Raw genomic sequence first — 15,062 nt, forward strand, 5'->3', positions numbered from 1 at the left:
GGGGGACCCCCATCGCGTCGACTCCCTCCTCCGCCTTGCAGCTGCACGCACCAGACCCCGCTCACCGGCATGGACAAGTCCCGCCGGTGTCCTGCGTCCTGATCCAAATGACAGGCCCTAGGCGCGACTACGCACGGCTGCGCACGAAGCGGCGCCCGCGCACCCGTCACACCGCCCGCCGGAGGCACGGAGGCGCGCGGCGGGCACGGCGGCACCGCCCCGTCCGGTGCCCGGCCCTCCGCTCACCCACTACACCTCCGTGGCCGTCCCCCCCCCGGTCACCCACAACCTCGCCGGGCCGACCGTGAGCACCCCGTCGCCGAGCGGCGTGCACCGCACCCCGCCCCCGCCGCGCAGCGCGCGCTGGGCGCCGGGGCCGATGGTGACGTCCATCCAGGCGCAGGGCCGGGCCGGACGGTTGACGGCGAACGGTACGGGCCCCGTACCGCAGTCCACGGTGACGGTGGCGCCGACGAGGGAGTCGATGTCGACGCCTTCGAGCAGGACGTTGCGGCGGGTGTGGCGCAGGTCGACGGACGGGGCGATCTCCCTGGGCAGGCGTTCCACGGACATGATCGTCACCGAGGCGTCGCGGTGGGCGGGACGCCCGTAGTAGCGGTCCCCGACCAGCCCCAGACCGCGCCGCACCTCCACCCGCTCCACGCGCTCGTCGGACGGGCCGGGCGACGGCCCGTCCGCGGGGCGCCCGGCCAGCCGGTGCGCGGGTGACACCAGCAGCTGCCGTACCTCCACCTCGATCACCTCGATCACAGGCTCACCCTGAGGCCGCCCGGGTCCGGAGCCCGGACGCGGTCCCAAGGGCAGGTCCCGGCCGCTCGGGGGGAAGGGGGGAAGATGGGTCCGCGAGCGAATGTCCGATTCGATCGCCCGATTCGATGCGGAGGAGTGGGCGCATGCAGCATGCCCGAGCCGGTCAGCCGGCCGGACCCGAGGACCTGATCGACGTAGCCCGGCTGGTGACGGCGTACTACGCCCTGCACCCCGACCCGGCCGAGCCGGGACAGCGCGTGGCGTTCGGTACGTCCGGACACCGAGGATCGTCCCTCAACGCGGCGTTCAACGAGGACCACATCGCCGCGACCAGCCAGGCCATCTGCGAATACCGCGCGGAACAGGGCACCACCGGCCCGCTCTTCCTCGGCGCCGACACCCACGCCCTGTCCGAGCCGGCCCGGGTGACCGCCCTGGAGGTGTTCGCGGCCAACGACGTCACCGTGCTGATCGACGAGGCGGACGGTTACACCCCCACCCCGGCGGTCTCGCACGCGATCCTCACCCACAACCGGGGCCGCACCTCCCGCCTCGCCGACGGCGTGGTGGTGACCCCGTCGCACAACCCGCCCGCCGACGGCGGCTTCAAGTACAACCCGCCCAGCGGCGGCCCCGCCGGCTCGGAGGCGACCTCCTGGATCCAGGACCGCGCCAACGAGATCATCGCGGCCGGCCTGAAGGACGTACGCCGCCTGCCGTACGCCAAGGCGCTCGCCGCGCCCGGCACCGGCCGCTACGACTTCCTGGGCACCTACGTCGCCGACCTGCCGGCCGTCCTCGACCTGGACGCGATCCGGTCCGCCGGCGTGCGTATCGGCGCCGACCCGCTGGGCGGGGCGTCGGTCGCCTACTGGGGCCGGATCGCCGAACAGCACCGCCTGGACCTGACCGTGGTCAATCCGCTGATGGACCCGACCTGGCGGTTCATGACGCTGGACTGGGACGGGAAGATCCGGATGGACTGTTCGTCGCCGCACGCGATGGCCTCGCTGATCGCGGGGCGCGACCGGTTCGACATCGCCACCGGCAACGACGCCGACGCCGACCGGCACGGCATCGTCACCCCGGACGCCGGCCTGATGAACCCCAACCACTACCTCGCCACCGCCATCTCCTACCTCTACGCCCACCGCGCCGAGTGGCCCGCCGCCGCGGGCGTCGGCAAGACGCTGGTCTCCTCCGGCATGATCGACCGGGTCGCCGCCGACCTCGGCCGGCGCCTGGTCGAGGTCCCGGTCGGCTTCAAGTGGTTCGTGGACGGACTGGTCGACGGCTCGCTCGGCTTCGGCGGCGAGGAGTCGGCGGGGGCGTCGTTCCTGCGGCACGACGGTTCGGTGTGGACCACCGACAAGGACGGGATCATCCTGGCGCTGCTCGCCTCCGAGATCACCGCGGTCACCGGAAAGACGCCGTCCGAGCACTACGCGGCGCTCACCGAGCGGTTCGGCGAGCCCGCCTACGCCCGGATCGACGCCCCGGCGAGCCGTGAGGAGAAGGCCCGGCTGGCCAAGCTGTCCCCGGCTCAGGTCACGGCGGACACCCTGGCCGGGGAGCCGGTGACGTCCGTGCTCACCGAGGCGCCCGGCAACGGCGCGTCCATCGGCGGTATCAAGGTGACCACCGAGAACGCCTGGTTCGCGGCCCGTCCGTCCGGCACCGAGGACGTCTACAAGGTCTACGCCGAGTCCTTCCGCGGCCCGGACCACCTGAAGCAGGTCCAGGACGAGGCCAAGGACGTGGTCCTCGCCGCCCTGGGCGGCTGACGCCGCGCCGGCAGCGCCGCCGACCCCGTGACGGTCGGCGGCGCTTTTTCAATCCCGTTCATTGAACGTTTCAATCGGCCTCGTCGATCTTCTTCTGTGAGAAGTATTGACCTCTCCTGTGCCTCAACTTAGCGTCTCCGGCGACAAACTTAAACGTTTCAAACGTTGCGCTGTCCGTTCGAAGGAGCACGGCACGTTGTCCGCACACCGCGCGTTCCCCAGACCGTCCCGCCGCGGCGTCATCGCCGCGTCCGCCGCCTCCGCCGCCGCGGCGGTCACCGCTCTGCCGACCACCTCCGCCGCCGCGGCCCCCGCCCCCTCCCTCGCCCGGGTGTCCGACACCGCGGCCCAGACCCCCGACACCCCGGCCGAACCCGCGAAAGAGGGCCCGGCCCTCGCCCCCTTCGCCCTGTCCGAGGTCCGCCTCCTCGACAGTCCGTTCCTCGCCAACATGCGCCGCACCTGCGCGTACCTGCTCTTCGTCGACCTCGACCGGCTGCTGCACACTTTCCGCCGCAACGTCGGCCTGCCGTCCTCGGCGGAGCCCTGCGGCGGATGGGAGGCCCCCGACGTCCAACTGCGCGGCCACACCACCGGCCACCTCCTCAGCGCCCTCGCCCAGGCCCACGCGGGCACCGGCGACCCCGCCTACGGCGACAAGGGCCGCGCCCTGGTGTCCGCGCTGGCGGCCTGTCAGCAGGCCGGGCCGGCGGCCGGTTTCCGCCGGGGCTACCTCTCCGCCTTCCCGGAGTCGGTCTTCGACCAGCTGGAAGCCGGCGGCAAACCCTGGGCGCCGTACTACACCCTGCACAAGATCATGGCCGGACTGCTCGACCAGTACCGGCTGAGCCGGAACAAGCAGGCGTTGGCGGTGCTGCTGGAGATGGCCGCCTGGGCGGACGCGCGCACCGCGCCGCTCTCGCGCGAGCGGATGCAGACCGTGCTGAAGGTCGAGTTCGGCGGCATGAACGACGTGCTCACCCGGCTGTACCTGGAGACCGGTGACCCCGCCCACCTGCGCACCGCCCGGCGGTTCGACCACGAGGAGCTGTACGCGCCGCTGGCGGCGGGGCGCGACGAACTGGCCGGCCGGCACGCCAACACCGAGATCGCCAAGATCGTCGGTACGGTGCCGGGCTACGAGGCCACGGGGGAGCAGCGCTACCTCACCATCGCCGACACCTTCTGGACCACCGTCGTCCGCCACCACTCGTACGCCATCGGCGGCAACTCGGACAAGGAACTCTTCGGCCCGCCCGGCGAGATCGTCTCCCGGCTCTCCGAGGTCACCTGCGAGAACTGCAACAGCTACAACATGCTGAAGCTCGGCCGGGAGCTGTTCCTGCACCGCCCGGAGCGCGCGGAGTACATGGACCACTACGAGTGGACGCTGTACAACCAGATGCTCGGCGAACAGGACCCCGACTCCGCGCACGGCTTCGTCACCTACTACACCGGACTGTGGGCCGGTTCGCGGCGTGAGCCCAAGGGCGGACTCGGCGCCGCCCCGGCAAGTTACAGCGGCGACTACGACAACTTCTCCTGCGACCACGGCACGGGCCTGGAGACCCACACCAAGTTCGCCGACTCCGTCTACTTCCGCTCCCGCGCCGGGCATCCGCGGGCGCTGTACGTGAACCTGTTCGTCCCGTCCGAGGTGCGCTGGGCGGAGACGGGCGTGACGGTACGGCAGGAGACCGCATACCCGACGGCCGGGCGTACCCGGCTGACCGTCACCGCCGGAGGGGCCCGCTTCGCGCTGCGCCTGCGGATACCCGGGTGGGTCGCCGACACCGGCGGCACCCCCGTGCTGAAGGTCAACGGCCGTCAGGTCACGCCACGGCCGCGCCCGGGCACGTACGCCTCACTGGACCGCCACTGGCGCACCGGGGACACCGTCGACCTGATCCTGCCGCGCGAGCCCGTCTGGACCCCGGCCCCCGACAATCCGCAGGTGACATCGTTGTCCTACGGTCCGCTGGTCCTGGCGGGGGAGTACGGCGACGAGGCCCTGGCCACCCTGCCCACGATCCGCCCGCACACCCTGCGCTCCGCCGGGGACCGGCCCACCGAGTTCACCGCCGTCGCCGACGGCCGCACGGTGACGCTGCGGCCGTTCCACGAGGTGCACCACCAGCGCTACAACGTCTACTGGGCGGTGACCCCGCGCCAGGGCCGCGCACGGGACGTCGTCCGCTACCCGCTGGACGAGGGCACCGGCACCACGGCCGCCGACGCCACCGGCGCGTTCGGGGACGCGGTCCTGGCAGGCGGTGCCGGCTGGACCCGGGACGCCCAGGCGACCGCCGTCGAGCTGGACGGCACGGACGGCCATGTCGCCCTCCCCGCCGGTCTGCTGAGCGGCCTGAACGAGCTGACCGTCAGCGTGCGCGTCCGCGTCGACCGCCTCGCCGCCTCGGCCCGCGTCTTCGACCTCGGCTACCACAAGGAGACGTACCTCTTCCTCGCGGCCACCACGGGCGCCGGGCGGGCCCGCGCCGCGCTGCGTATCGCCGGCATGGAGGGGGAGGACTTCATCGACGCCACCGGACCGCTGCCGGTGGGCCGCTGGACGCACGTGGCGCTGACGCTCGGCGGCGGCACCGGCGTGCTGTACCTCGACGGTGCCGAGGCCGGCCGCAACCCCGCCATGGTCTCCGGACCGCTGCTGCTCGGCGCGACGGCCCGCAACTATCTCGGCCGCTCCCAGAACACCACGCATCCGTACCTGCACGGTGCCGTGCGCGACTTCCGCCTCCACAACCGCGCCCTGTCCGCCGCCGACGTGGCCCGCCTGGCCGCCGGCTGAACACCGCGCCCACCCGGCACTTCCGACTCCTGATTTCCGACTTCTGACTTCCGACTTCTGACTTCCGAGGGACACCCATGCCCGGACTTCCCCTGTCCAGACGCCACTTCGTCGCGGCGGCCGGCGCCACCGGCACCGCCCTCGCCACCGGCACCGTACTCACCACCGCCCCGCCCGCCCTCGCCGCTCCCGCCCCGGCCGCCGCCCCCGCGGCCTTCTCCGCCCGCCACTTCGCGGACCCGCCGAAAGACAGCCGCCCCACCGTCTACTGGTACTGGAACGGCCCCGTCACCCCGGAACTCGCCGACCGGCAGCTGGCCGACCTGCGCGCCAAGGGCATGTACGAGGTCATCCTCTTCTCCTTCGACAACGACGCTATGCGACCGGCCTTCTTCACGGAGGGCTGGTTCGACATCGTCGGGCACGTACTGAAGACCGCCGAGCGGACCGGCATGCGGGTGTGGCTGTTCAACGACGACCACTTCCCCAGCGGCCGGGCCGGCGAGTACATCGTCAAGGGCGGCACGGTCGGGTCACGGACCTACGCACCCCGCCCCGACCTCCGCCTGAAGGCACTGTGGCGGTCCACCACCGTCGTCGAGGGCCCGGCCCGCGTCGACCTGCGCCGCTCCACCGGCCTCGGCGTCCAGGCGGGCGCCCTCGTCGCCGACGCGGCGGTCCTCGGCGGCGCCACCGCCCTGCGCGGCAGCGCCGGCTGGACCGACTACACCGTCACCGGCAACGCCAAGGCCGACCACACCGCCGCCGGCCTGGTCGTCCGCGCCACCGCCGACGGCCAGGACGGCTACGCGGTCACCTTCGACCAGACCGGCGTCACCACCGTGCTCCGTCTCAGCCGCGACGCCGACCCGGTCGAACTGCTGCGCAGCACCCGCACCGACGGCTTCAACAAGACCAAGTTCCACACGGTGGCCGTCACGGTCACCGGCGGCCGGATAGCAGTCACCCTCGACGGCAAGGACAAGGGCACCGTCACCGACGACCGGTACGCCACCGGCGGGGCGGGTGTGCGGGCGGTGGGCGACGAACGCGGCCTGTGGGACAGCCTCACCGTCACCGCCCCGGACGGCACGGCGCTGTACACCTCCGCCTTCGACGAGCCCGCCGCGGCCGGGGACTTCCCCGACCGCGAGGCCCTCCCCGTGCCGGCCGTCGCCGCCGCGGCCCGGCCCGCCGGCGGCACCGACGTCACCGACCTCACCGAGCGGGCCGGCGGCACCTGGCAGGTCCCCGCCGGCCGCTGGCAGATCGACCTGTTCGGCGGCACGCCCCTCATCGACGACAGCCAGGGCTACAGCCGCTCCTACGTCGACCTCCTGGACGACGAGCCGGTGGAACTGTTCCTCGACATCGTCCCCGGTGAGTACCACCGCCGCTTCGAGCGCTGGTTCGGCACCGTCATCCCCGGTTTCTGGGACGACGAGCCGTTCTTCGCGTCCGCCGAGGCCCACTTCAAGCGGCTGCCCTGGTCGCCCACCCTGGACAGGGCGCTGCGCGACGTGGGCGTCGCCCCCGGTGTGGCCTACGCCGCCGCCTTCGACGACCTCGGCCGCCCCGGCCGCATCGCCCGGGGCCGCTACTGGCAGGCCGTCTCCAACCGCTTCGCCCAGTACTTCGAGAAGCAGGCCCGCTGGTACGAGAAGCGCGGCGTCGCCCTCATCACCAACCCGCTCTACGACGAGACGTCCCCGGCCAAACGCATCCCCACCACCGGTGACCTGCACAAGGTCAACCAGTGGGCGCACGTCCCCGGCGGTGACATCATCACCGCCGAGTACGTCGCCGGGGAGCAGACCATGCTGCCCCGCAACCCCGTCTCCGTCGCCCACCAGATGGGCCGCGAGCGGGCGTTGATGGAGATGTTCGGCAACATGGGCTGGCAGGTCACCCCGGGCTTCGTGCACGCCACCGTCGGCGCGCAGGCCGCGCGCGGCGTCAACCTGACCGTGCTGCACGCCCTGTGGACCGACGAGAAGGTCGTCTACTTCCCGCCGCCGTTCGGGCCCCGCGCCCCCTGGTGGTGGGGCATGAAGCCCCTCGCCGAGTGGATCGGCCGGGTCATGGAGGCCGGCCGCGGCACCTCCGCCGCGCGCACCGCCCTGCTGCAGCCGCAGCGCGCCGCCGAACAGTTCACCGGCACCGGCCGGCAGGGCGAGGCCGACGGCGCGATCACCGACGCCGCCTACGCCCTGGAGCGCGCCCAGGTCGACTTCGACCTGCTGCACGAGGGCGCCCTCACCGGCGACCCGGACCTGCTCGCCCACGCCAGGGTGCGCGGCGGCCGGCTCACCGTCGGCGAGGCGCGCTACGACCTCGTCGTCCTCCCCCTGACGCCCACCCTGGACGCGGCCGGTGTCCGCGCACTCGGCTCCTTCGTCCGCGCGGGCGGCACCGTCGTCGCCGTCGGCACGCTGCCCGCCGACGACGCCGACGGCAACGACCGCTCGCTGGCCCGCGCCCTGTCCGACCTGTTCGGGGACGCCGTACCCGGCAGCCGCACGCTGGGCGCCGGACGGACGGTGCGCGTCACCGACGTCTCCGCACTGGGCGCCGCCGCCCGGCACGCCGGAGCGGCCGCCGCCGTACTCGACCCGCCGCGCGACGCGATACGGGTCCTGCGCGTCACCCGGGGCGAGGACACCGCGTTCCTGCTGAACAACGAGAGCGGCGCCGACATCGGGACCACCGCCACCCTCCCCGCCACCGGCGCCCCCGAGCTGTGGGACCCGGCGACCGGCGACACCGCCCCGGCCCCGGTGTACCGCACCTCCAAGCGCGGCCTGCACCTGCCGCTGACCTTCGAGCCGTACCAGACGCGGATCGTCGTCGTCCGCCACGCCCGGCGCCCGGAACCGCACCTGACCACCGCCCCGCTGCCCGTCGTCGCCGTGGAGCGGTCGGGGCGCACCCTGCGGGCCACCGTCGAGGCCGCCGCCCCCGGCACCCACCGGCTCACCGGCACCGACGGCGGCCACACCTACCAGGGCACCGTCCGCGTCACCGACCCGCTCGAACCGCTCCCCGTCACCGGCGACTGGACCCGCACCCTGGAACAGGACGGCGCCGGCCCGGTCACCGGCCCGCTCGGCAGCTGGACCGGCACCGACCCCCTCTTCTCCGGCAGCGGCACCTACGCCACCACCGTCGACGTCGACCGCGTCCGCCTCGACGGCCGCCGTGTCCTGCTCGACCTCGGAGACGTGCGCGACATCGCCGCCGTCACCGTCAACGGCACCGCGCTCCCGCCCCTGCTGTGGGCGCCGTTCGTCACCGACGTCACCGGGCTGCTCGTCCCCGGCGCCAACCGGCTGGAGGTCAGGGTCGCCAACACCCTCTCCAACGAGCGCAACAAACCCCTGCCGTCCGGCCTGCTCGGCCCGGTGACCCTCCGCTTCCACCGCCGGACCACCGTCCACCTCACCCGCGTCTGATCCGTGCCGCACGCCGAGAGGAACCCCATGCCCGGACCCCGCCCCGCGCTCGCCGTGACCGCCGCCGCGACCGCCCTCGTCACCGTGCTGGCCGGCGCGACCGCCGCAGGCGCCGCGACCGGTGCCGCCATCAGCCCCGTCCACCCGCGCGCCCAGTACCTCCAGCAGGCCCTCGGCATCGACGACACCACCCCCGACCTCAGCTGGGAGACCACCGCCCGCGTCCCGGGCGTCCTCCAGTCCGCCTACCGCGTCCAGGCCGCCACCTCCCCGCAGCGCCTGCGCAGCGGCCGGCCCGACCTGTGGGACTCCGGCAAGGTACGCTCGGCGGTGCCCGGGACGACGTACGCCGGCAAGGAGCTGGGCTCCCGCACCCGTGTCTACTGGCGGGTCAAGCTCTGGTCGCAGCGCGGCAACGCCCCCTCCGGCTGGAGCGACACCGCCGTCTTCGAGACCGGCCTCACACGGCAGTCGGACTGGAACGCCGACTGGATCACCCACCCCGACTGGCGGCTCAGCGAGCGCGGCGTCACCCCGGTCGTCGTCAAGGTGCCCCGCACCACGGCCCGTTACGTCCGTCTGGACGTCACCGAGCTCGGCCTGCCCCTCGCCGAGAACTTCCCCGACAAGACCTGGCGCCTGCAACTCGGCGAGATCGACGTCCGGGACACCATCACCTCCGCCACCGGCCTCGCCAAGGGCGCCACCGTCACCGCCTCCGAGACCAACACGATCCGCAAGACCTGGGAACCGGCCCTCGCCGTCGACGGACTGCCCAACAGCGCCCTGCAGACCGCCGCCGGCTACTCCAGCGCCGCCCACACCGGCCCCGACGTCTCCGCCGCGCCCGTCACCCTCACCCTCGACCTGAAGTCCGCGAAGACCTTCGACGAGGTGGCGCTCTACCCCCGTGCCGACGTCCTCACCGACGACGGCCGCGTCCCGCACTTCCCCGTCGACTACACGGTGTCGGGCGGCGACGACGCGACCGGCGCCTTCACCGAACTCGCCCGCGTCACCGGCCAGAAGCCGCCCGAGCCGTACCTGCCCTCCGGACTCCCCCTCCTCACCGACGACTTCGCCCTCCCCAAGAAGGTCCGCAGCGCCCGCCTCTACATCGCGGGCCTCGGCATCTACGACGCCACCGTCAACGGCGAGCCGGTCGGCGACGCCGTTCTCGAACCCGCCAACACCACCTACGGCAAACGCGTCCAGTACGCCACCTACGACGTGACCGACCGGCTGAGGAAGGGCGCCAACACCCTCGGCGTCGCCCTCGGCAACGGCATGTCCAACGTGGTCAGCACCGCCGACCGCTACCGCAAGCTGTACGGCAACCTCAGCGACCCCAAGCTGATCGCCCGCCTGGAGGTCACCCTCGCCGACGGCTCCACCCGCACCGTCACCAGCGGCGACGACTGGCGCACCGCGCTCGGCCCCACCACCTCCTCCCACTGGTACGGCGGCGAGGACTACGACGCCCGCCGGGAGATCCCGCACTGGGACGAGCCCGGCGGCGACCGCCGGACGTGGGAGCACGCCGTCTCCGCCGGCGCCCCCGGCTCCGCCGCCCAGCCCGCCGAACTCAGCGCCCGCGAGACCGAACCGATCCGCGTCGTGGAGACCCTCACCGGCAAGGAGGTCGAGGGCGCCGACGGCAGCCGCGTCTTCGACCTCGGCCGCAACATCGCCGGCTGGCCCGAGATCACCGTGACCGCCCCCGAGGGCACCACCGTCCGCGCGTACCCGGCGGAGTCACTCAAGAACGGCCACGCCTTCCAGTCCATCAGCAACGTCGGCGCCCCCCTGTGGGACAGCTACACCACCGGCGGCGGCCGGGACGAGACCTGGCACCCCAGCTTCAGCTACCACGGCTTCCGCTACCTGGAGCTGAAGGGCGTCCCCGAGGACGCGGAGATCACCGTACGCGGCAAGGTGCTGCGCACCGACAACGCCTCCGCCGGGACCTTCGACAGCTCGGACCCGCTCATCGACGGCATCCACTCGCTGATCCGCGGGGCGATCCAGGGCAACATGATGAGCGTCCTCACCGACTGCCCCAGCCGCGAGAAACTGGGCTGGCTGGAACAGAACCAGCTCGTCTTCCCGGCCCTCGCCGGCAACTACGACATGCGCTCCTACCTGCGCAAGATCGTCCGTGACATGGCCGACGCGCAGACCGCGGAGGGCCTGGTCCCGAGCACCGTCCCGGAGTACACCAGCCTCCCCGGCGCCTACCGCAACGACTCCAACTGGGGCGGCGCCTTCGTCCTCGCCCCCTGGCAGCTGTACACCACCTACGGCGACAGGGAGACGCTGGAGACGTACTACCCGCGGATGAAGGAGTACGCGGCCTTCCTGGAGACCCAGGTGGCCGACGGCATCCTCGACTACGGTCTCGGAGACTGGTTCACGCCCGACCGGACCTTCCCGCGCGCGGTGGCCGGCACCTACGGCTACTGGCGGGTCACCGACGCCCTGAGCAAGATCTCGTCGGTGCTCGGCGACGAGGACGCGGCCACCGCGTACCGGGCGAAGGCCGACGCCAGTGCCGAGGCGCTCGCCGCCAAGTACTACGACACCGCCACCGGCACCTTCGGCGGCGGGGGCCAGGGCGCCGAGGCGCTGGCGCTGGACATGGGCGCCTATCCGGCGGGGGAGCGGGAGCGGCTGCTGGGCCACTTCACCGGGGCGATAGAGGACGCCGGACACCACCTGCTGCTGGGGGAGATCTCCCTGCCCAGCGCGTTCCGCGTGCTGTCGGGTGCCGGGCGCGACGACATCGTGCACAAGATCGCCACCCAGACCACCAGCCCCAGCTACGGCTACCAGGTGCTGGCCGGCAACACCACGCTCGGCGAGTCCTGGGACGGCGGCCCCGGCCAGTCGCAGAACCACTTCATGCTCGGCGCGATCGACTCCTGGTTCACCACCCGGGTCGCCGGCCTCGACCAGACCGCGGACTCCGTCGGCTACTCCGAGCTGCTGATCGACCCGGCCGTGGAGGGCGACCTGACCTCGGCGTCCGGCTCCTACCGGACGCCGTACGGCACCGCCCGCACCTCCTGGGAGCGGCAGGACGGGCACTTCCGGCTGAGCGTCGACGTCCCGGCGGGCAGCACGGCCGAGGTCCACGTCCCGACGGACGGCACCCGGCCCGTCACCCCGAAGGGTGCGCGGCCGCTGCGGGCCGGGGGCGCGGAGGCGGTGTACGAGGTCGGCTCCGGGCACTGGACCTTCCGCTCCGCCATCTGACGGAGCCGTTAGGGAAGAGGGGTGTGCCCGGGCGCGCGGTGGGCACCCGCATCCCGCGGGAAGGTGCAGGGGTGTGGCGGCGCGGCAAGGGACGGCCGCGCCGCCACCTGCGCGCCGCACCCCTCAGGTGGCGTAGGCGACGACCTTGCCGGGGTTGAACAGGTGGTGCGGGTCGAACGCGTCCTTGACGGCCCGGTTCAGGGCCAGCACCTCCGGGCCCAGTTCGGCGCTCAGTCCCTCCCGCTTGAGCAGCCCCACACCGTGTTCGCCGGTGACCGTGCCGCCCAGTTCCAGGGCCTGCGCGATGATCTCGTGGAAGGCGGCCTGGGCACGCGCCCGGGCCGCCTCGTCACCGGGCGGGGTGATCAGCAGGGGGTGCAGATTGCCGTCGCCGGCGTGGGCGATGTTGGCGATCAGCGTGTCGTGCCGCTCGCCGATGGCGTGGACGCGGCCCAGCATCTCGGGCACCGCGGCCTTGGGCACGCAGATGTCCTCGGTGAGCACCGGCCCGAGCCGCTCCAGCGCCGGATAGGCCAGCCGCCGGGCGTCGAACAGGGCGTCCGCCTCGGTCTGGTCGGTGGAACGGACCGCGTAGGTCGCCCCGCCCTCCTCGAAGCAGCGCCGCATCTCCTCGGCCTCCCGCTCACCGGCCGGGCCCGGGGCGTCGGTACGGCCCAGCAGCACCACCTCGGCCTCCGTGGACAGCCCCATGTGCTTCCAGGCGTCGACCGCCGCCAGGCAGTGCCGGTCGACCAGCTCCAGGGCGGACGGGGTCAGTCCCGCGGCGGCCACGGCGGCGACGGCCCGCCCGGCGTCCACGATCGAGGAGAAGTAACCGGCGACGGTGTGCTCGGGCTCCCGTCGCGGACGCAGCCGCACGGTCACCTCGGTGATCACCCCGAGGGTGCCCTCGGACCCCACCATCAGGCTCGTCAGGTCGTACCCGGCGACGCCCTTGGCGGTGCGGCGGCCGACCCGGACCAGGTCGCCGCCGGCCGTGACGAACTGGAGACCGAGCACGTAGTCACGGGTCACTCCGTACTTCACACAGCACAGGCCGCCCGCGTTGGTGGCGACGTTGCCGCCGATGGTCGACCAGGGCGCGCTGGCCGGGTCCGGCGGGTACCACAGGCCCTGCTCGGCGCAGGCCGCGCGCAGGGTCTCGTTGACGACGCCGGGCTCGACCACGGCGAGCCGCTCGACCGGGTCGAGTTCCTTGATGGCGGTCATCGCCTCGGTGGTCAGCACCACACACCCGTCCACCGCGTTGGCGCCGCCCGACAGGCCGGTGCCCGCGCCGCGGGTCACCACCGGCACGCCGTGGTCCCGGCAGATCCGGACCGCCCGCTGGACCTCCTCGGCAGTGTGCGGGCGGACCACGGCCAGTGGCTTGCCGTGCGGTGCCCATTCGGCCTCGTCGTGCGCGTACCGGGCGGTGGCGTCCGGGTCGGTCAGGACCCGTCCGGCGGGCAGTTCGCGCAGCAGTCGGCCGGCGGCCGGGTCCTCGGGGATCGTTTCGTTGTGCATGGGTTCACGCTAGAGAAGCGCCGGTGGCCGCGGAAGTGCGGGGCCTCCTGAGCCGGGTCAGTGCCGGTTCCGGACAGGACGCCGCGCCACCGGGTGTCCGCTGCGCGCGTTGGTGGTCCAAGGCCAGGACGCCCCGCTCCCCGCGGGGAGATGCAGGTGCGAGCCCTGCCCGACGCTCCGACGACGGTCATCGGTCCACCGCGACCGTCAGCCCGCGGATCTCGTACCCGCCGATCGCGTCCCGGAAGGCGACCCGCGGCGGCGTGGCCATCCGGATGCCGTCGACAGCGGTCAGACGGCTGAGGAAGACGTCCGTCTCCAGCACCGCGATGTGCGCGCCCGGACAGCGGTGCGGTCCGTCGCCGAAGGACAGCCCCGCCCGCCCCGGGCCGAAGTCCCCTGCCCGGTCCGGCCGCACGAGCAGCGGATCGGTGCCCACCGCGCACGGGTCGGTGTTGGTGTCGTCCAGGAACAGTTCCACGTACTCCCCGGCCTGTACGGTGGCGGCCGGTCCGTGCGGTGTGCGCAGGTCGAGGGCGCGGGTGGCGCGGCGGCGCAGCCGTGCCACCACCGGTTCCAGCCGCAGCAGTTCCTCCAGGACGGTCAGGCGCCCGGCCTCGTCCGCCGCGCGGTAGCGGTCCATCAGGGCGTCGTCGGTGAACAGGTGCCAGGCGGCCAGGCAGATGAACTCCCGGGTGGTGACCATCCCGGCCGCCGCGAAGGTCAGGCACTCGCCGAGGATCTCCGCGTCCGAGCAGCCCTCGTCGATCAGATGGGAGATCAGGTCGTCGTGCCGGCGGCGTCGGTGGGCGCGGATGGCGGGGCGGACGTCGGCGAGGTGGACGCGCAGCCAGTTGACGTTCTGCCGCACCAGCCAGTAGAGGCCGTGCGGGCTGGTCAGGCCGGGCTGCCCGAACTCCGCGGGGAAGAACCGCTCCAGCCTCCGGCGCATCCCGGGCCGTCCGTACCGCAGCCCGATCACCTCGCCGACCACCCCGATGGCCAGCTCGAACGCGAGGTCGCCCAGCGGGGCCTCACCCGCCGCGCGGACCTTGGCCACCTGCTCCTCGGCGATCCGCACCATCAGGTCCCGGTAGTGCTCGTCCACCCGGCGCGGGGTGAAGAACCGCGCGGTCTGCCGGCGGTGCTCGCGGTGCTCGGGACCGTCCCGGTAGAGCACGGGCCGGCGCACGCGCGGCGGCAGCTTCTCCACCGTCTCGATGCCGAGACCGGCCTGCACGGTGCCCGGACCGCGCAGCAGCGTCCGCGCCACCTCGTAGTCGTGCACCTGCCACGTGCCGTCGGCCGCCCGGCTGACCGGACACCCCGGCCGCTCCCGTCCCCGGTCGACCTTCCGCGCGGACCGTCCCGCGGTCTCCTCACCGTCGCCCACCGGCACCTCCTCGTGCCTCGTCGCCTGCCCCCAGCATCCGGCACGGCCGGGCGGGACCACCAGACCCTGTC

7 protein-coding genes and 1 tRNA gene are annotated in these 15,062 nt (G+C 73.3%); 5 read left to right on the forward strand and 3 right to left on the reverse strand.

Translation table 11 applies throughout. The features are described 5' to 3' along the window. Nucleotides 1–249: 249 nt before the first annotated feature. Nucleotides 250–762 carry a molybdenum cofactor biosysynthesis protein gene (locus J7I94_RS36180; RefSeq protein ID WP_215174380.1) on the reverse strand — a complete coding sequence of 171 codons (513 nt, stop codon included), beginning with the start codon at nt 760–762 and terminating at the stop codon, nt 250–252. 152 nt (nt 763–914) lie between these two features. Here J7I94_RS36180 and pgm point away from each other — a divergent pair, with 152 nt between their 5' ends. From pgm to J7I94_RS36200, 4 genes are all read left to right on the forward strand, one after another. Then, entirely contained in the window at nt 915–2,555 is a 1,641-nt protein-coding gene (pgm, locus tag J7I94_RS36185; protein WP_215174341.1) for a phosphoglucomutase (alpha-D-glucose-1,6-bisphosphate-dependent), read from the forward strand. 196 nt (nt 2,556–2,751) lie between these two features. Continuing rightward, nucleotides 2,752–5,364, forward strand: coding sequence for a beta-L-arabinofuranosidase domain-containing protein (locus J7I94_RS36190; RefSeq protein ID WP_215174343.1), 2,613 nt, complete (start codon nt 2,752–2,754; stop codon nt 5,362–5,364). Between the two features lie 77 nt (nt 5,365–5,441). Continuing rightward, on the forward strand, nt 5,442–8,816 hold the full coding sequence (locus J7I94_RS36195; RefSeq protein WP_215174344.1) for a glycosylhydrolase-like jelly roll fold domain-containing protein: 3,375 nt from the start codon (nt 5,442–5,444) through the stop codon (nt 8,814–8,816). Nucleotides 8,817–8,843: 27 nt separating this feature from the next. Then, nucleotides 8,844–12,071: a family 78 glycoside hydrolase catalytic domain gene (locus J7I94_RS36200; RefSeq protein WP_215174346.1), complete on the forward strand. Its 3,228-nt coding sequence runs from the start codon at nt 8,844–8,846 to the stop codon at nt 12,069–12,071. A 123-nt stretch (nt 12,072–12,194) separates the two neighbouring features. Here J7I94_RS36200 and J7I94_RS36205 read toward each other — a convergent pair whose 3' ends face one another. Then, nucleotides 12,195–13,598 carry an FAD-binding oxidoreductase gene (locus tag J7I94_RS36205; RefSeq protein ID WP_215174348.1) on the reverse strand — a complete coding sequence of 468 codons (1,404 nt, stop codon included), beginning with the start codon at nt 13,596–13,598 and terminating at the stop codon, nt 12,195–12,197. A gap of 106 nt (nt 13,599–13,704) precedes the next feature. Between J7I94_RS36205 and J7I94_RS36210 the strand changes: the two genes are divergently transcribed. Continuing rightward, nucleotides 13,705–13,775 (forward strand) — tRNA-Gly (locus J7I94_RS36210). Nucleotides 13,776–13,785: 10 nt separating this feature from the next. Here the strand turns inward: J7I94_RS36210 and J7I94_RS36215 are convergent. Beyond that, nucleotides 13,786–14,991 (reverse strand): cytochrome P450, encoded by a 1,206-nt coding sequence (locus J7I94_RS36215; protein ID WP_215174350.1) that lies wholly within the window; start codon nt 14,989–14,991, stop codon nt 13,786–13,788. Nucleotides 14,992–15,062 lie beyond the last annotated feature (71 nt).

The sequence above is a fragment of the Streptomyces sp. ISL-12 genome, assembly GCF_018614415.1.
Taxonomy (GTDB): Bacteria; Actinomycetota; Actinomycetes; order Streptomycetales; family Streptomycetaceae; genus Streptomyces.

Bases quoted from the DNA above. Each gene is read 5' to 3' on its own strand.
- pgm (WP_215174341.1), top strand. From the start codon at position 915: ATGCAGCATGCCCGAGCCGGTCAGCCGGCCGGACCCGAGGACCTGATC.
- J7I94_RS36205 (WP_215174348.1), bottom strand. From the start codon at position 13,598: ATGCACAACGAAACGATCCCCGAGGACCCGGCCGCCGGCCGACTGCTG.
- J7I94_RS36200 (WP_215174346.1), top strand. From the start codon at position 8,844: ATGCCCGGACCCCGCCCCGCGCTCGCCGTGACCGCCGCCGCGACCGCC.
- J7I94_RS36195 (WP_215174344.1), top strand. From the start codon at position 5,442: ATGCCCGGACTTCCCCTGTCCAGACGCCACTTCGTCGCGGCGGCCGGC.